At 64.9% G+C, this 25,143-nt stretch carries 22 protein-coding genes; 15 read left to right on the top strand and 7 right to left on the bottom strand.

The annotated features are described in order from the left end of the window. The first annotated feature begins 29 nt into the window (after positions 1-29). The 8 genes from def to TBU01S_RS05530 all read left to right on the top strand — a co-directional run bounded on the left by def (position 30) and on the right by TBU01S_RS05530 (position 9,875). A complete protein-coding gene (gene def, locus TBU01S_RS05565) occupies positions 30-533 on the top strand; it encodes a peptide deformylase (RefSeq protein ID WP_068635651.1) in 504 nt (167 codons plus the stop codon). Further along, on the top strand, positions 533-1,483 hold the full coding sequence (fmt, locus tag TBU01S_RS05560; protein ID WP_068635650.1) for a methionyl-tRNA formyltransferase: 951 nt from the start codon (positions 533-535) through the stop codon (positions 1,481-1,483). Before def ends, fmt begins: the two co-directional genes overlap by 1 nt. A gap of 60 nt (positions 1,484-1,543) precedes the next feature. Next, positions 1,544-2,389: a zinc metalloprotease HtpX gene (gene htpX / locus TBU01S_RS05555; RefSeq protein WP_068635649.1), complete on the top strand. Its 846-nt coding sequence runs from the start codon at positions 1,544-1,546 to the stop codon at positions 2,387-2,389. A gap of 200 nt (positions 2,390-2,589) precedes the next feature. Beyond that, positions 2,590-3,090, top strand: coding sequence for a sigma-70 family RNA polymerase sigma factor (locus TBU01S_RS05550; protein ID WP_068635648.1), 501 nt, complete (start codon positions 2,590-2,592; stop codon positions 3,088-3,090). A 7-nt stretch (positions 3,091-3,097) separates the two neighbouring features. Next, positions 3,098-4,066 carry a FecR domain-containing protein gene (locus TBU01S_RS05545; protein WP_068635647.1) on the top strand — a complete coding sequence of 323 codons (969 nt, stop codon included), beginning with the start codon at positions 3,098-3,100 and terminating at the stop codon, positions 4,064-4,066. A gap of 98 nt (positions 4,067-4,164) precedes the next feature. Further along, positions 4,165-6,648, top strand: a complete 2,484-nt coding sequence (locus TBU01S_RS05540) for a TonB-dependent siderophore receptor (RefSeq protein WP_068635646.1) — start codon at positions 4,165-4,167, stop codon at positions 6,646-6,648. 109 nt (positions 6,649-6,757) lie between these two features. Continuing rightward, complete coding sequence (locus TBU01S_RS05535; protein ID WP_083953477.1) at positions 6,758-7,294, top strand: tellurite resistance TerB family protein; 537 nt, start codon at positions 6,758-6,760, stop codon at positions 7,292-7,294. Between the two features lie 337 nt (positions 7,295-7,631). Continuing rightward, positions 7,632-9,875, top strand: coding sequence for an OsmC domain/YcaO domain-containing protein (locus TBU01S_RS05530; protein ID WP_068635645.1), 2,244 nt, complete (start codon positions 7,632-7,634; stop codon positions 9,873-9,875). A gap of 97 nt (positions 9,876-9,972) precedes the next feature. Here TBU01S_RS05530 and TBU01S_RS05525 read toward each other — a convergent pair whose 3' ends face one another. Continuing rightward, complete coding sequence (locus TBU01S_RS05525; protein WP_068635644.1) at positions 9,973-10,854, bottom strand: LysR family transcriptional regulator; 882 nt, start codon at positions 10,852-10,854, stop codon at positions 9,973-9,975. Positions 10,855-10,958: 104 nt separating this feature from the next. Between TBU01S_RS05525 and TBU01S_RS05520 the strand changes: the two genes are divergently transcribed. The 3 genes from TBU01S_RS05520 to TBU01S_RS05510 all read left to right on the top strand — a co-directional run bounded on the left by TBU01S_RS05520 (position 10,959) and on the right by TBU01S_RS05510 (position 15,260). Further along, positions 10,959-12,167, top strand: coding sequence for a YbfB/YjiJ family MFS transporter (locus tag TBU01S_RS05520; RefSeq protein ID WP_068635643.1), 1,209 nt, complete (start codon positions 10,959-10,961; stop codon positions 12,165-12,167). 193 nt (positions 12,168-12,360) lie between these two features. Continuing rightward, entirely contained in the window at positions 12,361-14,598 is a 2,238-nt protein-coding gene (locus tag TBU01S_RS05515) for an NADP-dependent isocitrate dehydrogenase (protein WP_068635642.1), read from the top strand. Between the two features lie 203 nt (positions 14,599-14,801). After that, positions 14,802-15,260: a bacteriohemerythrin gene (locus TBU01S_RS05510; protein WP_217999572.1), complete on the top strand. Its 459-nt coding sequence runs from the start codon at positions 14,802-14,804 to the stop codon at positions 15,258-15,260. 30 nt (positions 15,261-15,290) lie between these two features. On the opposite strand, the gene TBU01S_RS05505 is transcribed toward TBU01S_RS05510, so the two are convergent. The 4 genes from TBU01S_RS05505 to TBU01S_RS05490 all read right to left on the bottom strand — a co-directional run bounded on the left by TBU01S_RS05505 (position 15,291) and on the right by TBU01S_RS05490 (position 19,138). Further along, entirely contained in the window at positions 15,291-15,674 is a 384-nt protein-coding gene (locus tag TBU01S_RS05505) for a hypothetical protein (RefSeq protein WP_418647653.1), read from the bottom strand. Then, the gene (gene gpmI / locus TBU01S_RS05500; protein ID WP_068635640.1) at positions 15,671-17,320 is read right to left on the bottom strand and encodes a 2,3-bisphosphoglycerate-independent phosphoglycerate mutase; all 1,650 of its coding nucleotides are present in this window, start codon (positions 17,318-17,320) and stop codon (positions 15,671-15,673) included. Before gpmI ends, TBU01S_RS05505 begins: the two co-directional genes overlap by 4 nt. Positions 17,321-17,463: 143 nt before the next feature. Continuing rightward, positions 17,464-17,940 carry a c-type cytochrome gene (locus tag TBU01S_RS05495; RefSeq protein ID WP_068635639.1) on the bottom strand — a complete coding sequence of 159 codons (477 nt, stop codon included), beginning with the start codon at positions 17,938-17,940 and terminating at the stop codon, positions 17,464-17,466. Between the two features lie 103 nt (positions 17,941-18,043). Further along, on the bottom strand, positions 18,044-19,138 hold the full coding sequence (locus tag TBU01S_RS05490; protein WP_068635638.1) for an FUSC family protein: 1,095 nt from the start codon (positions 19,136-19,138) through the stop codon (positions 18,044-18,046). A gap of 95 nt (positions 19,139-19,233) precedes the next feature. Between TBU01S_RS05490 and parA the strand changes: the two genes are divergently transcribed. Both parA and TBU01S_RS05480 read left to right on the top strand, forming a co-directional pair. After that, positions 19,234-19,893 (top strand): ParA family partition ATPase, encoded by a 660-nt coding sequence (parA, locus tag TBU01S_RS05485; protein ID WP_068635637.1) that lies wholly within the window; start codon positions 19,234-19,236, stop codon positions 19,891-19,893. A gap of 3 nt (positions 19,894-19,896) precedes the next feature. Beyond that, positions 19,897-20,457: a hypothetical protein gene (locus TBU01S_RS05480; protein ID WP_068635636.1), complete on the top strand. Its 561-nt coding sequence runs from the start codon at positions 19,897-19,899 to the stop codon at positions 20,455-20,457. 35 nt (positions 20,458-20,492) lie between these two features. Here the strand turns inward: TBU01S_RS05480 and TBU01S_RS05475 are convergent, their stop codons facing one another. Beyond that, complete coding sequence (locus TBU01S_RS05475; protein ID WP_068635635.1) at positions 20,493-21,416, bottom strand: bestrophin family protein; 924 nt, start codon at positions 21,414-21,416, stop codon at positions 20,493-20,495. Positions 21,417-21,714: 298 nt separating this feature from the next. Here TBU01S_RS05475 and katG point away from each other — a divergent pair, with 298 nt between their 5' ends. Both katG and TBU01S_RS05465 read left to right on the top strand, forming a co-directional pair. Next, complete coding sequence (gene katG / locus TBU01S_RS05470; protein ID WP_068635634.1) at positions 21,715-23,889, top strand: catalase/peroxidase HPI; 2,175 nt, start codon at positions 21,715-21,717, stop codon at positions 23,887-23,889. Between the two features lie 76 nt (positions 23,890-23,965). Beyond that, positions 23,966-24,640 (top strand): alpha/beta hydrolase, encoded by a 675-nt coding sequence (locus TBU01S_RS05465; protein ID WP_068635633.1) that lies wholly within the window; start codon positions 23,966-23,968, stop codon positions 24,638-24,640. Positions 24,641-24,746: 106 nt separating this feature from the next. On the opposite strand, the gene TBU01S_RS05460 is transcribed toward TBU01S_RS05465, so the two are convergent. Further along, positions 24,747-25,143: FAD-binding protein (locus TBU01S_RS05460; protein ID WP_217999571.1), on the bottom strand; the 397-nt coding region annotated here is incomplete at its 5' end.

Here is a 25,143-nt window from a genome sequence, read left to right as displayed (position 1 = left end):
CACTCAAAGGTTTATTGCGGCAAGCATTCATGGCTTTACTACCTATCCTCCGCTATCCCGATCCCCGGCTCCACACCATTGCGCAGCCGGTCGAGTCGGTCGACGACGAAATCCGCCAACTGGTCGCCGACATGGCCGAAACCATGTACGAAGCGCCCGGCATCGGACTGGCCGCGACCCAGGTCAATGTCCATGAGCGCGTCGTCGTCATCGACGTGTCCGAGGACAGGACCGACCTGATCGCGCTGATCAACCCCGAGATCCTCGAACGCTCCGGCGAACAGGTGTGCGAGGAAGGCTGCCTGTCCGTACCCGGAATCTACGAGAAAGTGACCCGTGCCGAGCGTGTGAAGGTTCGCGCTCAGGACGAAAAAGGCCAATGGCGCGAGATCGAGGCCGACGGCCTGCTCGCGGTCTGCATTCAGCACGAGATCGATCACCTGGACGGCAAGGTCTTCGTCGAATACCTGTCTTCGCTCAAGCTCAGCCGCATCAAGAGCAAGCTGGCCAAGAAGGCCCGGATCACCGCCTGATGGCCGCCCCGCTCCGCGTGGCGTTCGCCGGCACGCCCGAATTCGCCGCCTGCGCGCTCGACGCCATCCTGGCCGCCAGCCACGAGGTGGCGCTGGTGCTGACCCAGCCCGACCGCCCGGCCGGCCGCGGCATGAAGCTCACGCCCAGCCCGGTCAAGCAGCTTGCACTGGCGCGCGGCATCGAGGTCGACCAGCCCGAGCGGCTGCGCACCGACGAACAGCGCGCCCGCCTCGCCGCCTGTGCGCCCGACGTGCTGGTGGTGGCCGCTTACGGGCTGATCCTGCCCAGGGCGGTGCTCGAGCTGCCCCGACGCGGCTGCATCAACATCCACGCCTCGCTGCTGCCGCGCTGGCGCGGCGCGGCGCCGATCCACCGCGCGATCGAGGCCGGCGACGCCGAGACAGGCATCACCATCATGCAGATGGACGAAGGCCTGGATACCGGCGCGATGCTGCTCAAGCGCAGCCTGCCGATCCTGCCCACCGACACCACCGCGACGCTGCACGACCGCCTGGCGGTGCTGGGCGGCGAATGCATCGTCGCCGCGCTGGCCGGGCTGGATGAACTGAAGCCGGTGCCGCAGCCTGCCGAAGGCGTCAGCTATGCCGCCAAGATCGGCCGTGCCGAGGCCACCGTCGACTGGCGCCGGCCGGCGGCCGAGCTGGAACGCGCGATGCGTGCCTTCGACCCCTTCCCCGGCCTCGCCTCCACGTTGCGCGATACGGTGGTCAAGTTCTGGTCGGCCGAAGTGATCGATGCCGCAGGCGAACCCGGCACGGTGCTGGCCGCCGACGAGGCCGGCGTCGTCATCGCCTGCGGCCGGGGTGCGCTGCGTTGCACGGTGTTGCAGCGCCCGGGTAGCCGGCGCCTGCCTGCCGGGGAATTCCTGCGCGGCTTTGCGGTCTCTGTCGGCGAACGCTTCGCTTCCGGCGAAGCCGATCCGGCTTGATGCAGGGCGGCTCCGCCCCCATCTACCGCATCGAAGCGAATCTTTACGAAGGAACCCACAATGCTTGGAAACTGGATCAAGACTTCCATCCTGATGGCCGGCATCGTCGCCCTGTTCGGCGCGATGGGCGCGGCCATCGGCGGCCGTGAAGGCATGATGATGGCGCTGGTGCTCGGCGGCGCGATGAATTTCTGGGCCTACTGGTTCTCCGACAAGGCCGTGCTGAAGATGTACAAGGCACGCCAGGTCGATGCCAGCACTTCGCCCTACCTGTACAACATGGTCAGCGAACTGGCGCAACGGGCCCAGTTGCCGATGCCCAAGGTCTACATCATCGACGAGGACCAGCCCAACGCCTTCGCCACCGGCCGCAACCCGGAGAACGCCGCGGTGGCCGCCACCACCGGCATCATGCGCATGCTGTCCGAGCGCGAACTGCGCGGCGTGATGGCGCACGAGCTGGCCCACGTCAAGAACCGCGACATCCTGATCTCGACGATCTCGGCGACGGTCGCCGGCGCGATCTCGATGCTGGCCAACTTCGGCATGTTCTTCGGCGGCCGCGACGGCGAGAGCCGCCCCAATCCGATCGTGTCGATCGCGATGATGATCCTCGCGCCGATGGCCGGCATGATCATCCAGATGGCGATCAGCCGCACGCGCGAGTTCGGTGCCGACCGCGGCGGCGCCGAGATCTCCGGCGACCCCGAGGCGCTCGCCAGCGCGCTGGCCAAGATCGACGCCTACGCCCGCGGCATCCCGATGCACACTGCCGAGCAGCACCCGGAGACGGCGCAGATGATGATCATGAACCCGCTGTCCGGCGGCGGCCTGCGCGGCCTGTTCTCGACCCACCCGTCGACCCAGGAGCGCATCGCCCGCCTGCGCGAGATGGTCGGGCGCTGAGCTGCCGGACGCGCCGGCTTCAGTTTTGCTCCGAGCCGCCCCGCCACCGCTGACAGGTGGCGGGGCGGTTTCTTTTTGGCGTCGTGCGCAATGCCGATTTGACGCTACGTATCAAATCCACAAAAATATGAACGATTCTCAATAACAGGCGCACGCAGTCTTGCCCGCAGTGGCCGGCGGTGCTTTCCCCGGAGATTTGCGTGAGCAGCGCGGCGACCCCCGAATCGATTTCCACGCTCTACCAGGAACACCACGGCTGGCTGTGCGCCTGGCTGCGGCGCAAGACCGGTTGCTCGCAGCAGGCTGCTGATCTTGCCCAGGACACTTTCCTGCGCTTGCTGAGCGTTCGCGAACAGGAGGCCTTCCGCGTGCCGCGCGCCTATCTGCGCACGGTCGCCCACGGCCTGATGGTCGACCAGATCCGCCGCCGCACGCTGGAACACGCCTATCTCGAGGCCCTCGCCATGCAGCCCGAGCCGCTGGCGCCTTCGCCGGAGGAACGCCTGCTCGTCATCGAGGCGCTCCTTCGCATCGACACCCTGCTCGATGCCTTGCCCGACAAAACCCGGCGGGTGTTCCTGCTGTCGCAGATCGAGGGCCTTGCCTACGCCGACATCGGCGATCGCCTCGGCCTCTCGCTGCGCACGGTCAAGCGCCACATGCACACCGCTTTCGCCCAATGCCTGCGGGCGCTGATGTGAGCCGGCAATGAGCGCAGCCCCGTATTCCGTCGATGAGGTCGCGGACCAGGCCGCCGTCTGGCTGGTGCGTCTGCACGCCGGAGAGCTCGACGCTGCTGGACGCAAGGCGCTGAATGCCTGGCGCGTCCAGCACCCCGAACACGAACGGGCCTGGCAGGCTGCCGAAACCCTGGCCGGCACCCTTGGTGCCATCCCCGCCGGCATCGGCATGGAGGCGCTCGGCCGCAGTCGCCAGGCCCAGCGCCGGCGAGCCGCCAAAACCATCGCCGTGCTGCTGGCCGCGCCTGCTGCCGGCTGGCTGGGCTGGCGCCGGTGGGGCGGCGAACTCGCCGCGGACCATCGCACGGCCACCGGCGAGCGCCGCGAACTGCAACTGGCCGACGGCAGCCATCTCCACCTCAACACCGCCAGCGCGGCAGACGTTCGTTTCGACGCCATGCAGCGCCGCATCGTACTGCAAGCCGGCGAGATTCTCGTCCAGACTGTGCCGGACACCATCCAGCCGCCTCGTCCCTTTCTGGTGCAGACCGAACACGGCAGCATCCGCGCGCTCGGCACCCGCTTCATCGTCCATCGGCAAGACAGTCGCCATACCCGCATCACCGTGCTCGAACGCGCAGTGGAAATCCGCCCTGTCTCCGGCGATGCCGTGCTGAGGCTGGACGCCGGCCGGAGCGCCCGATTCTCGGCCCGGGACATCGGCCCGATCCTGGCTGCACCGGCCGGCAGCGACGGCTGGCACCAGGGCAGCCTGGTTGCCGACAAGCAGCGCCTGGAAGACTTTCTCGCCGAACTCTCCCGCTACCGCCCCGGCATCCTGCGCTGCGCGCCGGAAGTGGCCGATCTGCGCATCTCCGGCGTATTCCAACTCGACGATACCGACCGCATCCTTGCCGTCCTTCAGGAGAACCTTCCCATCGCCGTGCACCGCCATACGCGCTACTGGGTGAATGTGCACCCCAGGGAAGCAGGCTGAAGTGCGGCCGGAAAGCGGCATCGGAAGAAATCTGGCCCCTTTTGCCGTGTCGTTCGACAAGTCAGGAGAACACCTTCTGATTGTCGCAAGGAGCCACCGTGCATACCCCGTCGTTTTCCGCCCTTCCATTTTCCGCTGAAACGCCCCGGCTGCGGCCCCTGGCCACGCATCTGCGCATCGCCTTGCTTGGTCTGGCTTGCTTCGCATGTCTACCAGCCGATCCGGCCAGCGCAGCAGGGACCGCCACGACAGTCAGCGCTACGCAGCATTACGCTCTGCCCGCCGGCCCGCTGAGCATGACCCTCTACCGTTTCGCTGCCCAGGCCGGCATCACGCTGACCTTCGATGCCGCGCTCACCGACGGCCGGCGCTCTGCCGGCCTCAACGGTAGCTATGGTGCGGAGGCCGGCCTGAGCAAGCTGCTCGCCGGCAGCGGCCTGGAAGCGGTACGGGGAGAGAATGGCGGCTACAGGCTGCGCAGACTGCCGGCAGCGAATATGGGCGAGGCACGGCTTGCGCCGGTTACGGTGTCTGCCTCGGCCGCTCGTGACGGAACAACCGAAGGTAGCGGCAGCTATGCCCCTGGTCCAAGCACGACAGCTGCCGGGTTGAACATGAGCCTGCGCGAAACCCCTCAATCCGTCAGTGTCGTGACGCGTCAGCAGATCGAAGATCAGAATCTGAACGATGTTACTGAAGTGCTGGAACAAACGGCAGGTATCGTCATCAACTCGATGGGACCCGCGGGCAGCGACAGCAACCAGATTTATGTTCGCGGTTTCAATGTAAGGAACAGCATCCAAGTCGACGGAACGAATCGCTCCAGAGATTATGGTTTTGGCGATGATTTGGCAGACATGGTGACCTATGACCGGGTCGAGGTAGTACGCGGTGCGACAGGTCTGATGTCCGGCATGGGCGACCCAGGTGCGACGATCAATATGATCCGTAAAAAGCCGACCCGTGAAACGCAGCGTTCGTTTACCTTGAAAGCAGGCTCATGGGATAACTATCGCTCCGAGCTGGATGTGTCCGGCAGTCTGTCGGAAAGCGGCCATGTGCGCGGCCGTTTTGTCGCCGCCTGGCAGGACGGTCAGAGCCACATAGACCGTCAGACGATGGAAAGGAAAGTGGCCTACGGCATCATTGAATGGGACATTACCGCTCAGACCATGCTGACCCTGGGGGCTGAGTACCAGGATATGGACAACGAGGCGGCAGGCAACCATGGTTTTCCGTTGTTCAACGCGGATGGCAGTCATTTCAAGCCTTCACGCTCGTTCAATTCTGCGGCTGACTGGAGCTACCACAAGCGTGATGTCAGCACCGTGTTCGGCAGTCTGGAGCATGCTTTCGATGACGGCTGGCTGCTGAAATTCAATGCCGAGCATAGCCGCCGTTCCTATGATGACGCGTTCGCCACGGCAGCCAGCGGTACCGTCAACCCGGATGGCAGCGGAATTTCCACCTGGACCGGGCGATGGGCCGGGGAACCAAGGCAAAGCTCATTTGATTTGTCGGCCTCGGGAAAGATCAATGTGTCCGGCAGAGAACATGATCTGTATCTGGGCGCAAGCCATTACAAGGCCTATTACCGCAGTAATGGCTATCCGCTGTGGACGATACAGTCCATTGAAAATATCTTCACATGGGACGGCTCATTGCCTGTTCCGGGCGCGATTCATGCCAAATCCAGCGAATCCGCGTTTGATGAAAGACAAACGGCGGTTTTCGCGTCTGCCAGATGGAATGTATCGGATGTCGTTTCGTTGATTACCGGGGCTCGTGTCATCGATTGGCAGCGTGACAAGACGTCGCGCAGTTTCGCATCGGGTAAAGTGACCCGCAACAGTCGTGAAGAGAATGGCGTGATCACACCATATCTCGGGTTGGTGTATGACCTTGCCGACAATTGGTCCGCTTATGCCAGCTATACCACGATATTCAATCCTCAAGACAGGATGGATGTGAATGGCAGTTATCTGGATCCTGAAGAAGGTGAGAACTACGAACTCGGGATTAAAAGTGAGTTCTGGGACCAGCGCTTGACTGCTGCCTTCAGCGTCTTCGAGGTTCACCAGGATAATCTGGCTGTGTTGGATGGTGATCAATACGCACCGGATGGTACGCGGGCGTATCGGGCAGAGTCCGGTACCAGAACACGCGGCTTTGAAGTCGAAGTGGCAGGTGAAGTGTTGCCCGACTGGCAGCTTGCAGCAAGCTATACCTATTCCGAAATCAAGGACTCTGACGATGAACGCATGCTCACGGAGGTTCCGCGTGATACGTTCAAACTGTTTACCAGTTACCGTGTTCCTTCGCTTGGCGGCATGAAAGTGGGTGGCAGTATTCGCTGGCAGGGTTCGGAGTATTACAGGGACTCAGGTCCCAATGGCGAAACTTTCAGACAGGGAAACTACACCATCGTGGATCTGATGGCGCAGTACAACTTGACGCCTGATCTGACTGTCGCTTTGAACCTGAACAATTTGTTTGATGAGCATTACTATACGGCGATCGGCATGCGTGGATGGTATGGCACACCGCGTAATGCCACAGTAACGCTGAAATACGATTTTTAGCCGGTCCGCGAAGGGGAGCCAGGGGTGGAATCCATCATCCGGGGCGGAACTTTTCCGCCCCGGCGCCGATCATCCGATACTCGTGCTTTGCCGTACAGCTCCGCTCATCATGCTCCGTACCCTCAAGGAACTCTTTGGCTTTCTTGCCGAACCCGTGCCCGCCGGCCAGCCGGGTGATGCCGAACATCGCCTGCAACTGGCGACCGCCGTATTGCTGGTGGAGGTCATGCGTGCCGATGACGAAGCCGGCGAGGCCGAGCGCGAAGCCATTCTGGCATCGCTGCGCACCCAGTTCGATCTCCATGCCGACGAACTGGAGCGCTTGTACGAACTGGCCCACGCCGCCTCGCGCGATGCGCCCGATCTGTACGGCTTCACGTCGCAGCTCAACAAGGGCTACAGCGCGGCGGAGAAGGCCCGCATCGTCGAATACCTGTGGCGGGTGGCCTACGCCGACGGCTGCCTGAGTCACTACGAGAACCATCTGATGCTCAAGCTCGGCGACCTGCTGTACATCCCGCGCGGTGATTTCGTCGCCGCCAAGCAGCGCGCCCGCGAGGCTGCCCCTCGGGTGGCGGAGCGGCTTTCTTCTTTTGTCGACGGCCAGTTGCCGGCTCGGCGCCACGGTAGCGAGAAAGGCTCCTAGTCGGGGGGTACTCCGGCTGGAAGCGCGCATAGGCTTGGCCGTCCTGGCCGAACGAATTCCGTGTCGGGTCCGCGTCTACCGCGATCCACCGGCTCTCCTGCGGATGCCCTGCCCGAGGGGGCGGTGATCGGGGCCGGGACAACGCATGGCGGGTGGCAACGCAGGTTGTGCCGCGCGCAAGGCAGCGAGTGTCTGCCGGGTGGCCAGCGTTGGCAATGGATCGTGTTACGCTCGTCCATATTCGATTGCTCGTAGATTCTTTCCACGCATATACCTTTTCTGGATAAAGGTATTGCATTTCAGTCCGGTGTCTGCCGCGCTGTTTCAGGATTCCCGTATGGAAATCAAGGTCAATTTCCTCGACAAGCTTCGCCTCGAGGCCAAGTTCGATGACTTCACGGTGGTGGCCGATCAGCCCATCCGCTACAAGGGCGACGGCTCGGCGCCCGGTCCGTTCGACTATTTTCTGGCGTCATCGGCGTTGTGCGCGGCTTACTTCGTGAAGCTGTACTGCGAAACGCGCAGCATCCCCACCGATAACATCCGCCTGTCGCAGAACAACATCGTCGATCCCGAAAACCGCTACAAGCAGATTTTCAAGATCCAGGTCGAATTGCCGGCGGATATTTCCGCGGCGGACCGGCAAGGCATCTTGCGTTCCATCGAGCGCTGCACGGTGAAGAAGGTGGTGCAGACCGGGCCCGAGTTCGTGATCGAGGAAGTGGAGAATCTGGATGCCGATGCGCAGGCCTTGCTGACGCTGAATCCGGATGCCGGGGCAAGCACCTACATCACGGGAAAGGATCTGCCGCTGGAGCAGACCATCGCCAACATGTCGGGGGTTCTGGCGGACCTGGGCATCAAGATCGAAATCGCGTCATGGCGCAACCTGGTGCCCAACGTCTGGTCGCTGCACATCCGCGACGCGCACTCGCCGATGTGCTTCACCAACGGCAAGGGCGCGACCAAGGAGAGCGCCCTGGCGTCGGCGCTGGGCGAATTCATCGAGCGGATGAATTGCAATCATTTCTACAACGACCAGTTCTGGGGACAGGACATTGCCGGCGCGGCGTTCGTGCATTACCCGGACGAGCGCTGGTTCAAGCCCGGCCCTGGAGATGCGCTGCCGGCTGAAATACTCGATGAATACTGCCTGCGGATCTACGACGCCGATGGCGAGCTGCGCGGCTCGCATCTGTACGACACCAATTCAGGCAATGTGCAGCGTGGCATCTGTTCGCTGCCCTACGTGCGCCAGTCGGACGGCGAGGTGGTGTATTTTCCCTCCAACCTGATCGACAATCTGTTTCTCAGCAATGGCATGAGCGCCGGCAATACGCTGGCCGAAGCGCAGGTGCAATGCCTGTCGGAAATCTTCGAGCGGGCGGTGAAACGCGAAATCCTGGAAGGTGAAATCGCACTGCCCGACGTGCCGCACGAAGTGCTGGCGAAGTACCCCGGCATTCTGGCCGGCATCGATGCGCTGGAAAAACAGGGTTTTCCCGTGCTGGTGAAGGATGCGTCGCTGGGCGGGGCGTTTCCCGTCATGTGCGTCACCCTGATGAACCCGCGCACTGGCGGCGTGTATGCGTCGTTCGGGGCGCATCCGAGCCTGGAGGTGGCGCTGGAGCGCAGTCTCACCGAGCTGCTGCAGGGGCGCAGTTTCGAAGGCCTGAACGATCTGCCGCGGCCGACCTTCGAAAGCAAGGCCGTGACCGAGCCGAACAACTACGTCGAACATTTCATCGATTCCAGCGGCGTGGTGTCGTGGCGCTTCTTCAGTGCCAAGGCCGGTTTCGATTTCGTCGAGTGGGATTTTTCCGGTCAGGGTGAAAACTCCAATGCCGACGAAGCCGCAGCCTTGTTCGGCATTCTCGAGGGCATGGGCAAGGAAGTGTACATGGCGGTGTACGACCAACTCGGCGCAACGGCCTGCCGCATCCTGGTGCCGGGTTATTCGGAAGTCTATCCGGTGGAAGACCTGATCTGGGACAACACCAACAAGGCACTGTCGTTCCGCACCGATATCCTGAACCTGCATCGCCTCGACGATGCCAGCCTGGAGGCGCTGCTTGAACGCCTGGAGGACAGCGAGCTCGATGATTACACCGACATCATCACGCTGATCGGTATCGAGTTCGACGAAAACACGGCCTGGGGTCAGTTGACGATTCTGGAGTTGAAGCTGCTGATCAATCTCGCCTTGCACCAACTCGAAGCGGCGCACGAACGGGTGAAGGCTTTCCTGCAGTACAACGAGAACACGCTCGAACGCGGATTGTTCTACCAGGCCCTGGATGTGGTGCTGGAAGTCGTGCTGGATGACAGCCTGGAACTGGACGATTACGAGGCCAACTTCCGCCGCATGTTCGGCAATCCGCGGATGGATGCGGCGATGGGGTCGGTGGACGGCAGCGTGCGCTTCTTCGGCTTGACGCCGACGAGCATGGCGCTGGAAGGGCTCGACAGGCACCAGCGTCTGATCGACAGCCTCAGGAAACTGCACATGGCGCGGGCCAGGGTGGCGGCTTCATCCAGCCAGGGGGCCCGTTCCAGCTGCTTGCGCGAGGTATCGAGCTGATACCGGCTGTTCTCGGCATCCGTGAGACGGGCGAGGGCTTGCCGCAGGCCTTGCCGGGCCGCGATGTCGCGAGTGTCCGGCGCGGGAACTGCAGTTTTTAGCCGTGTGCCGGGCGATCCGGCAGCGCGGTGCCGCCGGCGATGCGGGCGACGGCCTGCGCCAGCGTGTCGCGCAGCCGCGGCGGCATGTCGGCTTTCCGATAGACCATGCCGGTCGGCACCATGCCGATGTCGGTCGGCACTTCACGAAGCGCCAGGCGCTCGGCGTGGGACGACTGCTGCACGATGCGGCGCGGCATCAGCGTCCAGCCGAGGCCGACCGAGACGCAGCCGAGGATGCCTTCGAGCGTGCCGAACTCCATTGCCTCATTGTGCATGTGGCCGAGCGTGCGCTGCAGCGCGAGCGCGCGTGCGCGGTAGGCGCAGCCCTCGCGGAACAGGATCAGCGGGCAGCGCGCCGGGTCGGTGTCGGGGGCGAAGACCTGGACCAGCTCCTCCCTGGTCAACTCGTCGAACTGCAGCGCCGGATGCCGCAGCGGGCCGGCAATGAAGGCGCAGTCCAGTTTGCGGGACAGCACCTTGTCGATCAGCACGGCGCTGGTGTCCGTCCTGATGTGCAATTCCAGCGTGTTGTGGGCGTGGCGCAGGTCGCGCAGTACGGCCGGCAGATAGAGCGCGGTGAAGGTCTCCATGGCGCCGATGCGCAGCTCTCCGGCGTCCTCGCCCGCCTGCCGCACTGCGGCCACGGTCTGGCGTTCGAGGCTCAGCATGCGGCGGGCGTAGTCGAGCAGCACGCGGCCGGCCGGGGCGAGTTCCACGCCCCGGCCGGAGCGGAAGAACAGTTTGGTGCCGAGTTCTTCCTCGAGCCGGCGGATGCGGTTGGTGACGTTGGATTGCACGGTGTTGAGCTTGCGTGAGGCGGCGAGGATGCCGCCTTCGTCGACGACGGCCTCGAAGGTGCGCAGGGCGAGGAGTTCCATTGGCGTATCTCTGAAACAGAACGGTCTATTCTGAAATAATCGCTTGAAGGGATATCTTACGCCGACTATCTTTCCGGCTCCAGCAGGAGACAGGACACAAGAACATGGATTATCAGATCCAGCGGATGAAAGTACTGGGTGCGGGCATCTTCAGCCTGATCCTGGCGATGGGGGTGGCGCGCTTCGCCTATACCCCGCTGCTGCCGGTGATGCAGGCCCAGGCCGGGCTGGGCCTGGCCGAAGGAGGCTGGCTGGCGGCGATCAACTATGCCGGCTACCTCACCGGGGCACTGATCGCGGCGTCGATCAGCGATCTGGTGCTGAAGGACCGGCTGTATCGCGTTGGCATGGTGCTGGCGGTGCTGACCACGGCGATGATGGGGTTGTCGGACAGCCTGGTGGTCTGGGCGGTGTCGCGCTATCTGGCTGGACTGGCGACTTCGGGGGCGATGCTGCTGGGGACCGGCCTGATCCTGAACTGGCTGATCCGCCACGGCCACCGCAGCGAACTGGGCATCCATTTCGGCGGCATCGGTGTCGGCATCGCCGCGTGCTCGATGGCCGTGGCGCTGATGAGCAGCGTGCTGGACTGGCGTGAACAGTGGTTCGTGTTCACCGCCATCGGCTGCCTGCTGCTGGTGCCTGCGCTGGGCTGGCTGCCGGCGCCGGATACCAGTTCCTTGACCAGAAGCGGTGCGCCGATGCACGACAATCCGCCGAGCCCGCTGTTCCTGCGCCTGTTCATGGTCTCGTATTTCTGCGCCGGGATCGGCTACGTCGTCAGCGCCACCTTCATCGTCGCCATCGTCAATGATCTGCCCGGGCTCGAAGGCAAGGGCAACTGGACTTTCTTCGCCATCGGCCTGGCGGCGGCGCCGACCTGCATCGTGTGGGATCTGATCGCCCGCCGTACTGGCGAACTCAATGCCCTGATCCTGGCGGCGCTGCTGCAGATCGTCGGCATCCTGCTGCCGGTGGCGCTGGGAGGCGTGGCCGGCACGGTGGCGGGGGCGTTGCTGTTCGGTGGCACTTTCGTCGGCCTGGTCAGCCTGGTGCTGACGATGGCGGGACGCTACTACCCGACGCGGCCGGCGAAGATGATGGGCAAGATGACGATTTCCTACGGCGTGGCGCAGATCGTCGGCCCGGCGGTGACCGGCTGGCTGGGGGAGAGCTTCGGCAGCTATGCCGGCGGGCTTTATTTCGCCGCCGCCATGATGGCGCAGGGCTGCGTGCTGCTGCTGGTGCTGAAGGCGGTGGAGCGGCGCGACGCCGCCGCGCGCGAAGCCGCCGAGCCCTGCATGCAGGGATGAGGGCCGGACACCCCGCCGGGGGCGGAGCCGCCCCCGGCGAGAATTAGGGGCGCTTTTGATGTTTACGGTCCCCGGGGGCGGCGTTGCGTGGTATTTTCCTGCCGACATGCGCAAGCATGCCCATGCGTCGCGCAAGGCGACCGGGTGCCGCCATCGGCTTGGCGGCGAGAGACTAGAACCATAGGGGAAAAGAATGGCTGAGGGGAAATCCAAGATCATCTACACGCTCACCGACGAAGCGCCGCTGCTGGCCACGTCCGCGTTCCTGCCGATCATCCGTACTTTCACCGGCCCTGCAGGCATCGACATCGAAGAGGCCGACATCTCGGTGTCGGGCCGCGTGCTGGCGGAGTTCCCGGAATTCCTGACCGAAGAGCAGCGCGTGCCGGATACGCTGGCCGAGCTCGGCCGCCTGACCCTGCTGCCTGACACCAACATCATCAAGCTGCCCAACGTCAGCGCTTCGGTGGCGCAGCTGAAGGCATGCATCAAGGAACTGCAGGCCAAGGGCTACGCGGTTCCCGATTATCCCGAAGATCCCAAGACCGACGAGGAAAAGGCCATCCGCACGCGCTACGGCAAGTGCCTGGGCTCGGCGGTCAACCCGGTGCTGCGCGAGGGCAACTCCGACCGCCGCGCGCCGGCCGCGGTCAAGAACTACGCCAAGAAGAACCCGCACTCGATGGGTGAATGGAAGCAGTGGTCGCAGTCCCACGTCTCCCACATGCACCATGGCGATTTCTACCATGGCGAGAAGTCGATGACGCTGGACAAGGCGCGCGACGTCAAGATGGAGCTGATCACCAAGTCCGGCAAGACCATCGTGCTCAAGCCCAAGGTTTCGCTGCTGGACGGCGAGATCATCGACTCGATGTTCATGAGCAAGAAGGCGCTGTGCGAGTTCTACGAGCGCGAGCTGGACGATTGCCGCGAAGCCGGCATCCTGTTCTCGCTGCACGTGAAGGCGACGATGATGAAGGTCTCGCACCCGATCGTGTTCGGCCACTGCGTCAAGATCTATTACAAGGATGCGTTCGAGAAGCACGGCAAGCTGTTCGAGGAGCTGGGCATCAACGTCAACAACGGCATGGTCGATCTGTACGAGAAGATCAAGACCCTGCCCGAATCCAAGCACGACGAGATCATCCGCGACCTGCACGCCTGCCAGGAGCACCGCCCGGCGCTGGCGATGGTCGACTCGGCCAAGGGCATCACCAACTTCCATTCGCCCAACGACATCATCGTCGACGCCTCGATGCCGGCGATGATCCGCCAGGGCGGCAAGATGTGGGGTTCCGACGGCAAGCAGTACGACAGCAAGTGCGTGATGCCGGAATCGACCTTTGCCCGCATCTACCAGGAGATGATCAACTTCTGCAAATGGCACGGCAACTTCGACCCGCGCACGATGGGCACGGTGCCGAACGTCGGCCTGATGGCGCAGAAGGCCGAGGAATACGGTTCGCACGACAAGACCTTCGAGATCACCGAAGCCGGTGTCGCCAACATCACCGACCTCGCCACCGGTGAAGTGCTGCTGACCCAGAACGTGGAAGAAGGCGACATCTGGCGCATGTGCCAGGTCAAGGACGCGCCGATCCGCGACTGGGTGAAGCTGGCCGTGACCCGCGCGCGCAATTCGGGCATGCCGGCGATCTTCTGGCTCGATCCCTATCGCCCGCACGAGAACGAGCTGATCAAGAAGGTGAAGACCTACCTGAAGGACTACGACACCGAGGGTCTGGACATCCAGATCATGTCGCAGGTCCGCGCCATGCGCTACACGCTGGAGCGGGTGATCCGCGGCCTCGACACCATCTCGGTGACCGGCAACATCCTGCGCGACTACCTGACCGACCTGTTCCCGATCATGGAACTGGGCACCAGTGCCAAGATGCTGTCGATCGTGCCGCTAATGAACGGCGGCGGCATGTACGAGACCGGCGCCGGCGGCTCCGCGCCCAAGCACGTTCAGCAACTGACGCAGGAAAACCACCTGCGCTGGGACTCGCTGGGCGAGTTCCTGGCGCTGGCGGTATCGATGGAAGACCTCGGCATCAAGACCGGCAACGCCAGGGCGAAGATTCTCGCCAAGACGCTCGATCTGGCCACCGGCAAGCTGCTCGACGAGAACAAGTCGCCGTCGCCCAAGACCGGCCAGCTCGACAACCGCGGCAGCCAGTACTACCTCGCCACGTTCTGGGCCCAGGCCCTGGCCGAGCAGACCGAGGACGCCGAGCTGGCGCAGCATTTCGCGCCGATCGCCAAGGCCCTGGCGGAGAACGAGCAGAAGATCATCGCCGAGCTCACCGAGGTGCAGGGCAAGCCGGCCGACATCGGCGGCTACTACAAGGTCGATCCGGCCAAGTGCGGTGCGGTGATGCGACCGAGCGCCACCTTCAACAGCATCCTGGAGACGGCGAACGCCTGATCCCGACGGCCCTGGGGCGTTGCCCTCCAGGCCCGGAATCGACGCCGGTGCTTCCGCAAGGGGGCACCGGCGTCTCGACGTTTACGGCTGCTGCCGTGCATGCCGGCTTGCCGGCCGGTCATCCCGGATCGATAAGCTCACGTGTATACTGCCGTCCTCATTGCCCAGAATGGGTTGTCATGGCATCACGGAGGAAGCTCAGCGTGCCCTTCATCTGGAGTTCCGATCTCGATACCGGCATCGACGTGATCGACCAGCATCATCGCCGCATCGCCGATTACATCAACGCACTCGAAATCGCCAATGCTTCCGGCAACAGGGCCGAGGTCGGGCGCACGCTCGATGATCTGGTCGACTACACGGTGTCGCACTTCGCCTTTGAGGAAAGCCTGCAGGAAGAAGCCGGCTATGCCTTCTGCAAGCCGCACAAGCGGGTGCATGAGCTGTTCGTGCGGCGGGTCAACGAGTACGTCGAGCGGCATCGCCTCGGCGAGGACATCGGCGCGGAACTGTACAAGCTGCTGTCCACCTGGCTGGTCAACCACATCAAGCGCGACGATGCCGATTACGTCGCGGCGGTCAGGACCAACATGCTCGGCATCATCGCCGAGAAGCGCGAGCGCAAGGATACCGGCTGGTTCAGCCGCTTCTTCCGCCGTTAGGCGGCGGGGTTTCGCCGCCGCCCATACGGATCAGGCTGCCGTGCAGTCGTTGGCGAGCGGTGCGTGAGTGCGCCCGTCGAGCAGCAGCCCCTTCCACGGCAGGTCGATCCAGACCAGGCCGCTGGCCACGTCCTCGAAGCGCGGCAGGCCCGATTCGGAAAAGTCGCGCTCGAGCTGATAGCGGCGCCCCCTCCAGTCCAGCTGCAGGCGGTGGTTGACCTTGCCCTGCATCTCGCGCTGCAGCCCGACCTGTTGGCCCTCGCCGCAGCGGTAGTCACCGCTGGGCAGGGCGAAGTGGAACTGCCCGCTCTGGCTGGAAATGCCGTCGTCCTGTTCGATCACCGGCGGCGGCAGGCCGCAGGCGGAAAGCAGCAGCGCGAGGCTGGCAAGGAGGGCGCGCAGTGTCATGGTCATTTCACCTCCAGCAGGCTGTCGTCCCATTTGTCGTGCTTCTGCAGGCCGAGCAGGTTCGCCACCGTCGCGGCGATGTTGGACAGGCCGGCGGTTTCGCTCTGCTTCAGCCCCAGTCTGCCGCCGCTGACGTTGTCGTACAGGATCAGCGGCACCGGGTTCAGCGTGTGGGCGGTCTTGGCCTTGTAGGAGCCGTCCTTGTTGACTGCCGGCTCCCTGGTCTTCTTGTCGAGTTCGAACATTTCGTCGGCGTTGCCATGGTCGGCGGTGACGAGGGCGACGCCGCCGGCCTTGTCCACTGCCTTCAGCAGGCGGCCGAGCGCCAGGTCGACCGCTTCGATCGCCATCGTCGCGGCGCGGAAGTTGCCGGTGTGGCCGACCATGTCGCCGTTGGCGTAGTTGCAGCGCAGCACCTTGTACTGGCCGGACTGCAGCGCGGCGATCATCGCATCGGTGATCTCGGCCGCCTTCATCCACGGGCGCTGCTCGAAGGGGACGACGTCGCTGGGGACTTCCTGCCAGGTTTCGCCGTCGAACCTGCTCGAGCGGTTGCCGTTCCAGAAATAGGTGACGTGGCCGAACTTCTGCGTCTCGGAGCAGGCGAACTGCGCCAGCCCGGTCTTGCTGAACCATTCGCCCGAAGTGTCGCGGATCGCCGGCGGCGGCACCAGGAAGCGGCTGGGCAGCTGCAGGTCGCCGTCGTACTGCAGCATGCCGGCGTAAGTGACGCGCGGATGGCGCACGCGGTCGAACTCGCTGAAATCGTCCTCGACGAAGGCCCGGGTGATCTCGATCGCACGGTCGCCGCGGAAGTTGTAGAGCACCACCGCGTCGCCGTCCTCGATGGTGCCGATCGGCTTGCCATTGCCGTTTTCGTCGAACTCGGCAATGACGAATTCCGGCAGGTCCTGGTCGATGGTGCCGGGATGGCTTGCGCGCAGGCCTTCGACGGCCGCCGTGGCATTGGCGAACTGCGGGCCTTCGCCCAGCACGTGGGTGCGCCAGCCGCGCGCCACCATCGGCCAGTTGGCGTCGTAGCGGTCCATCGTGATGTACTGGCGGCCGCCGCCCGAGGCGATGCGGGCATCGAAGCCGTCGGTGCTGATCTCGCCCAGGAAGGCTTCGAAAGGCACGACGTAGTCCAGCGCACTGGTCTCGGGCACGTCGCGGCCGTCGAGCAGCGCATGGATGCGCACCGTCTTCACGCCTTCGGCCTTGGCCTGCACCACCATCGCCTTCAGGTGGTCGATGTGGCTATGCACGTTGCCGTCCGAGAACAGGCCGATGAAGTGCAGCGCGCCGGTCTTGGCGGCGGCGACGACCTCCTGCCAGGCCTGGCCTTGCCAGATCGTGCCTTCCGCGATGGCGTTGGCGACCAGCGCCGCGCCCTGCGCGTAGACCTGGCCGGCGCCGATGGCGTTGTGGCCGACTTCGGAGTTGCCCATGTCGTCGTCCGAGGGCATGCCGACCGCGGTGCCGTGGGCACGCAGCGTGATGTTCGGATAGCGGGCGAACAGGCGGTCCAGCGTCGGCTTGCGGGCAGCCTCGATGGCGCTGCCGACGGTGTGCTTGGGAATGCCGTAGCCGTCCATGACGATCACGACGACAGGGCCCGGGACGCCGGCGAAGGCGGAGTTCTTTTGCAGCATGCTCGTTTCCTGAAGATGAAATCCAGCGCCGGCGCGGCGTGCCGCGCTCGGCCAAGCTGCTATTTTCCTTCAAATCGGCGCCGTAGTCGCATGGGCGTATTCAATCCTTGCAATCGATCCGGCGCCGTTCCGATGCCGGCGGCCTACTTCCTGAAGTCGCGATGGCAGGATTTACAGCTTGCATGAACCTTGTCATAGGCTGCCTGGGCGCGGCTCCTGTCATGCGTTTGCGCGGCCTGGGCGAGTGCGTCGGTGGCGTCGTAGAAGGCCTGCCGTTCGTGCTCGAAATCCTGTGGGCGTTCCCACACCGCGGCCTTGGCCTTGGTGGGTGGCTGGAGCGTGTCGGGCGTGAAGTACGGCCACGGACCTTCGCGCACGGTGACGAGCTCGGCGGCCAGGCGGGCGAATTCATCGGCCTGGTAGCGGTCGTCGCGCAGCATCTTGCCCATCGGCTCGAAGCTGCGCAGCATGGCCTTGAAGGCCTCCTGGCGATGCTTGATCGGCTGCCCGGGCAAGGTGTCCTCCACCGGGCCGCCACAGCCGGCGAGGGCCAGCAGCAGCATGGAGGAGGAGAGGACGAAGGAAGAGCGGGCGAGGGACGGCAAGCGGGTTCGGGACATGTGGGTGTGGACTGCGGAGGTTTCAAGGACTGGGAAAGTACGCGCTCGGCGCGGTGCAGTCGGTTCCGACCGTGCCGGCGGCAAGTCGTTCAGGGCCGGCGTTTCAGTCACGCAGCCGCGCGGGCGTGAGCCTGCGCAACTGGCGGCCGACGATGGCGCGGAAGCGCACGTTGTGCAGGCAGAGGCCGCCCGCCAGCCCGATCAGGCAGCCGAGCACGGTGTCGATGAAGCGGCTCTGGAGCAGTTCCACGGCAGGCAGCTGCCCCAGCGTGGGGGCTTCGGCGAGTACGATCGTCAGTGGCGTGATGAAGATGACGGCGAGGCCGTAGTGCCGCACCACGGTGCTTTCGATGATGAAGGTGAGCGCGATGACGATCGGCGCGATGCTCCATGGCGAAAGCGGCAGCGAGATGATGCCCCAGGCCAGCAGCATGCCGATGGCGGTGCCCAGTACGCGGTGCAGCTGCCGGTTCCACACCGCGCGCAGCGACACGCCCTGGATCACCGCCACGCAGCTGATCGGCACCCAGTAGGGACGGTCGAGCTGCAGCGCCTGGGCGATGGCGAGCGACAGGCAGACGCAGGCGCCGATCACGATGGAGTCCAGCACGATGAAATCGAAGTCCGCCGGCGGCAGGGGTGCGATCGCTTCGGGCGCTTCAAGGCGCAGGATGTGCAGGCTGTAGCAGAAGGCGATCAGGCTCGCCAGCAGCGTGCCCATGGTCAGCAGGCCGACCCTGAGCGGAATTTCCTCGACGGTGCCGGGCGAGTAGGCAGCGATCGCCGCAACCATGACGAAGAACAGGCTGCCCGGCGGCCCGACGCGGTAGAAGCGCGCCACCATCGACACCAGCACGGTGATGAAGCCCAGCATCACCGCCTTCGCCAATGGCAGGAAATGGACGATCGCTCCCAGCGTGTAGCTCGCCGACATGCCGAAGGCACAGGCCATCAGCCAGGTCATGCGGTGCGACAGCGGCGTGTTGGGCTGGTACAGGAACACCAGGCCGCCGAGCGAGGAGATCAGGCCGTATTCCAGATGGCCGAAGTAGGCCCCCACCACCAGCGGCAGGCCGGTCGCCAGCGCCGCGGCGAAGGGCATCTGCCAGCGGCGCTTGCTGGGGGTGAGGGCAGTGAGCTGCTGCCATTCGTTGCGGATCAGCGCCTCGAGTCGGTGCAGCAAGGATGGATGGTTCATGGTTCGGTGCCGGTGACGTGTCCGGATGTGTAACACACCCCCGGCGGTGCTTGCGATAGCATCCTGCCGTATCAACTTTTCTTTCCGGATCTCACATGAGTGCTCCCACGCTGATTGCCCTGATTTCGCAGAAAGGCGGGTCGGGCAAGACCACGGTGGCGATGCAGCTGGCTGCGGGCTTGGCGCTGGCCGGCTACCGCGTCGCGCTGGCCGATCTCGATCCGCAGGAAAGCGCATCGCGCTGGGCCGAATCGGCACCGCCCGATGCGCCTTTCCCGGCCCAACTGGTGCGTCTGCAGGGCAAGGCGAAGGACATGGCCAAGACCCTGAAGCCGGTCGCCAACGGCGTCGATGTGGTGGTGATGGACTGCCCGCCGTCCATCGAACATCCCCATGCGATGAGCGCGCTGGAGCTGTGCGATCTCGCCCTGGTGCCGGTGGTGCCCAGCCCGACCGATCTGTGGGCGACGCGCGGCATCGAGCGCCTGATCCTCGATCGCCAGCGCAAGCGCCCTGCCCTGCGTGGCGCGCTGCTGCCCAACCGCGTCATGCGCACTTCGCTGGCGGGGGACGTACTCGACGTACTGCAGGATTTCGAGCTGCCGGTGCTCGATGCCGCCCTGTCGCAGCGCAGTGCATATGCGCTCAGTGCCGTGCGAGGCACCTCGGTGTTCGGGCTCGGGCGCGCCGCCGCCGCGGCCCAGGAAGAAGTCGAGCAATTGGTTGCGGCCGTTCTCAAACTGATCGAAGGATGAGCGATGTCGACGTCCAGAAGCACCTTGTCGAAGCTGCGTGAAACCTTGAAGCAGGAAGACAGCGCGCTGTCCGAACGCCTGCCGGCGGTGGCGGTGCCGCCGGCCGTCCGCGCAAAGGCGGCGCAGTCCGGGAGTACCGCGGCCGGGAAGCCGGCGGCCGCACGCAAGGGCGCAAGGCCTGCTGCGGCGCCAAAACCGGAACCGAGGCCGGAACCCGGACTCGAGGCGAAGCGCTCGGCCGAGGCAGTGCCGCCGCGCGCCAGGCCCGACAGGAAGCGACCGGCCCGAACGGCGGCCATCGCGGACGGGAAGGTCAGCGCCGGCAAGGAAAAGCCGGCCAGGCCGGAAAAGGTCGAACGCGACTCCTTCTCGATGCCCGCAGGTGAACACAAGCGCATCAAGGCGCTGCGTGCCGCGCTGGCCAAGGCGGGATGCAAGGCGAGCAAATCCGAAGTGCTGCGCGCCGGCCTGGCCTTGCTGGCGGCGCGGGACCTGAGCGAAGTGATCCGGGTCATCGCTGCCCTGCCCAAGGTGGCGAAGGGCAAGCGCGGCAAGAAAGCCTGAGTTTCCCTTGCGCCCGGCCTTCGTGCCGGCCGGTTTCAACGCAGCACGAAGTTCTTGTCGGGCTGCGGCGCCGGCGGCGGCGTCTCGCCCAGCAGTTCGCGCAGGCTGGCGTCGATGCCGGCAACGATGGCATCGAGCGCGAGGTCGTTGGGCATGGTGCCGAAGGGCTCCTCGATTTCGTCGCTGAGCGCTTCGAGGGCGAAGAAGGTGTAGGCGACGAAGACCACCACCAGCGGCATCATCAGGCCGATCGAGTCCACCAGGCCGAAGGGCAGCAGCATGCAGTAGCAGTAGGAACTGCGGTGCAGGATCACCGAATAGGTGAAGGGCAGCGGCGTATTGGCGATGCGCTCGCAACTGCCCAGCGCGGTGGACAATTCGTCCAGTCCCGCTTCCATGTGCTGGGCGAGAATGGGGGGCAGGGCGTCGTTCTCGCGCCGTTCCCGCAGCCACTCGGCCAGCCACAGCAGGATCAGCGCGGGGGCCGAGCGCGTGCCCGCGAGGCGGGCGACGAGTGCGTCCGGCAGCAGGCCGGCGAGGCCGGCGTCGCAGGGCCGATGGCGCAACTGGTTGCGCATCGCCGCGGCGAAGCCGATCAGCCCGAGAATGAAGGGCCGCGTCGCGTCAGGCCCTGCGCCGCCGCGTGCGGTCAGTGTCAGCGCCTGGCGCGCCAGGTTGCGGGACACGATCAGCACGCTGCCCCACATCGTGCGGGCTTCCCAGTAGCGATCGTAGCTGGCGTTGATGCGGAAGCCGAGAAAGATGGCCAGCGCCACTCCCATCAGCGAGAACGGCGCGGCCGTCAGCGTGACCTTCCAGTCGAAGAGCCGGCCGTGCGCCACCAGCACCGTGCAGGACAGCAGGAAGACGAACAGCAGCTGCCAGAAAATGAGGGGCATCAGCGAGCCGCGGCGGACGAACAGCAAGCGGAGCCAGTGCGGGCGGGGTCGGACGATCATGATGGGGGTTCATGGGCGCAAAGTGGAATTCTGGCATCGTTTGCACTGCAGCAAGCGTGTTTGCCGTTCGTTCATGGGGTGTTCCACCCTTGCGAACCGGGGCCTTCCCGGGTCTGGCGGGACAATCGGCAGCTTGTGGTATTCGCTGCGCACTATCCCGCATAGCCTGCATCAATGAGATGGATTGCTTAAACCCCGGGCAGTCTTTGCTAGGCTGAAAGCGTCGATGGCGCGCGGACGGGCGAGACTCGCCGATGTCCGCGATTTTCGGCTTGCTTGGCGAATACAGGAGGCAGACATGGGCGCACATGAAATGAAGGCCGGCGGCAAATGCCCGGTGATGCACGGCGGCATGACGGCCGCGGGCCGTTCCAACATGGACTGGTGGCCGAATGCGTTGAACCTCGACATTCTCCACCAGCACGACAGCAAGACCAACCCGATGGGGCCGGGCTTCGACTACCGCGAAGAACTGAAGAAGCTCGACTTTGCCGCGCTCAAGCGGGATCTCACCGCCCTGATGACCGACAGCCAGGAATGGTGGCCGGCCGACTGGGGGCATTACGGCGGCCTGATGATCCGCCTGTCCTGGCACGCCGCGGGCACCTATCGCATCGCCGACGGCCGGGGTGGCGCCGGTACCGGAAGCCAGCGCTTCGCGCCGCTGAATTCGTGGCCGGACAATGCGAGCCTGGACAAGGCACGCCGGCTGCTGTGGCCGATCAAGAAAAAATACGGCAACAAGCTCAGCTGGGCGGATCTGGTCGCTCTTGCCGGCACCATCGCCTATGAGTCGATGGGTTTGAAGACCTACGGCTTCGCCTTTGGCCGCGAGGACGTCTGGCATCCGGAAAAGGACATCTACTGGGGTTCGGAGAAGGAATGGCTCGCCCCCACCGACAACCCCGACAGCCGCTACTCCGGCGAGCGCGATCTGGACAATCCGCTTGCCGCGGTGATGATGGGCCTGATCTATGTGAACCCGGAAGGCGTGGATGGCAAGCCCGACCCGCTCAAGACCGCGCAGGACGTGCGGGTGACCTTTGCGCGCATGGCCATGAACGACGAGGAAACCGTCGCCCTGACTGCGGGCGGCCATACGATCGGCAAATGCCACGGCAATGGCAACGCGGCCGATCTGGGGCCGGCGCCCGAGGCCGCCGACGTCGAGGACCAGGGCCTGGGCTGGATCAACAAGGTCGGCCGCGGCGTGGGCCGCGAGGCCGTCACCAGCGGCCTCGAGGGCGCCTGGACCACCCATCCGACCCAATGGGACAACGGCTACTTCGACATGCTGCTCAACCACGACTGGGAACTGAAGAAGAGCCCGGCCGGCGCCTGGCAATGGGAGCCGGTCGCCATCCTGGAAGAGGACAAGCCGGTCGACATCGAGGACCCGTCGGTCCGCCACAACCCGATCATGACCGACGCCGACATGGCGATGAAGATGGATCCGGAGTACCGCAGGATCGCGGAGCGCTTCCACAAGGATCCGGCCTACTTCGCGGAAGTGTTCGCGCGCACCTGGTTCAAGCTCACGCACCGCGACATGGGGCCGAAGACGCGCTACCTCGGCCCCGACGTACCGGCCGAGGATCTGATCTGGCAGGACCCGGTTCCCGCCGGCCCGCGCGGCTACGACCTTGCCGCGGTGAAGGCGAAGATCGCCGCCAGCGGCCTGAGCGTGAGCGACATGGTCGCCACCGCCTGGGACAGCGCCCGTACTTTCCGCGGTTCGGACAAGCGCGGCGGCGCCAATGGCGCCCGCATCCGCCTCGCTCCGCAGAAGGATTGGGAGGGCAACGAGCCTGCGCGCCTGGCGAGGGTGCTCGCGGTGCTCGAAGGCATTGCGGCGGAAACCGGCGCGAGCGTGGCGGACGTCATCGTGCTGGCCGGCAACGTCGGTGTCGAGCAGGCGGCGAAGGCGGCGGGTTTCGACATCGCGATCCCCTTTGCGCCTGGCCGCGGCGATGCCACGCAGGAGATGACGGACGTCGAATCCTTCGAGGTGCTCGAACCCCTGCATGACGGCTACCGCAACTGGCTGAAGGCGGATTACGTCGTCGGCGCCGAAGAGCTCCTGCTCGACCGCACGCAGCTGATGGGGCTGACTGCGCCTGAAATGACCGTGCTGGTCGGCGGCATGCGCGTACTGGGTGCCAATCATGGCGGCAGCAGGCACGGCGTCTTCACCGATCGCGTCGGCGTGCTGACGAACGACTTTTTCGTCAATCTGACCGACATGGCCTACACCTGGAAGCCGGTGGGCGGGAACCTGTACGAAATCCGCGAGCGCAAGAGCGGCGCGCTCAGGTGGACGGCGACTCGGGTGGACCTGGTGTTCGGTTCCAACTCCGTCCTGCGCGCCTATGCCGAAGTCTATGCGCAGGACGACAACCGCGAGAAGTTCGTGAAGGATTTCGTCGCAGCCTGGACCAAGGTCATGAATGCCGACCGTTTCGATCTGAGATAAGCTTCGCCGTGATCGCCCACACCGCGCACCGGCGCGGTGTGGGCTTTTGCCGTGCGAACGCCACACCGGAGCCTGCATGCCCGAAATCAGTTTTCTCGAACTCGAAACCGCGCCCGAACCGGGCGTGGCCGTGATCTGGCTGCACGGCCTGGGCGCCGACGGCCACGACTTCGAACCCATCGTCCCCGAGCTTGCGCTGGCGCCCGCGCCCGCCGTGCGCTTCATCTTCCCGCATGCGCCCTACCAGCCGGTGAGTTGCAACGGCGGCTACGTCATGCGCGCCTGGTACGACATCATCTCGCTGGCGCCGGACAGCCGCGAGATCGACGAAGCCGGCCTGCTCGCCTCGCGCGACGTCGTCCGCGCCTTGATCGCACGCGAAGTGGAGCGCGGCATCCCGAGCCAGCGCATCTTCCTCGCCGGCTTCTCGCAGGGCGGCGCGGTCGCCTACCTGAGCGCGCTGACCCACCCCGAGCCGCTGGCGGGCGTGATCGCGCTATCGACCTACATCCCCGCCGCCGGTCTGATCATGCGCGAGCTTTCCGCGGCCAACCGCGGCATTCCGCTGTTCGTCGCGCACGGCACGGAAGACGAGGTCGTGCCGCCCGTAATGGGCAGGCAGGCGCTCGAACTGCTGCAAGGCCTGGGCCTGCGGCCCGAATGGCGCAGCTATGCGATGCCGCATGCGGTCTGCGCGCAGGAAATCGACGACATCGGGGTATGGCTGCGGGCGCGGATCGCGGCGCTGTAGCCGCTATCCATCGTGTTCACACCCTCGGATGGCCGGCGCTCTGCTACGCGCGCCCCACCGGAAATGGCGAGCATGAGATGCGAATGCCGCCCGCTGCCGACCAAGCTCAGATGACCGCGGTCAGTTCCGGCACGACCTCGAACAGATCGCCCACCAGGCCGTAATCGGCCACCTGGAAGATCGGCGCCTCCGGGTCCTTGTTGATCGCCACGATCACCTTCGAGTCCTTCATCCCCGCCAGGTGCTGGATCGCCCCCGAGATGCCCACCGCGATGTACAGCTGCGGCGCGACGATCTTGCCCGTCTGGCCCACCTGGTAATCGTTGGGCACGAAGCCCGCATCGACCGCCGCACGGCTCGCGCCCAGTGCCGCGCCCAGCTTGTCCGCCAGCGGCTCGAGCAGCGTGTGGTAGTTCTCCCCGCTGCCCACGCCCCGGCCGCCCGAGACGATGACCTTGGCCGCACCCAGTTCAGGGCGCTCGCTCTTGGTCAGCTCGCGGCCG

Source organism: Thauera butanivorans NBRC 103042 (assembly GCF_001591165.1).
In the GTDB taxonomy this organism is placed as follows: Bacteria; Pseudomonadota; Gammaproteobacteria; order Burkholderiales; family Rhodocyclaceae; genus Thauera; species Thauera butanivorans.
Note: the sequence above shows the minus strand (reverse complement) of the source record. Positions and strands in the feature narration are given on the sequence as shown.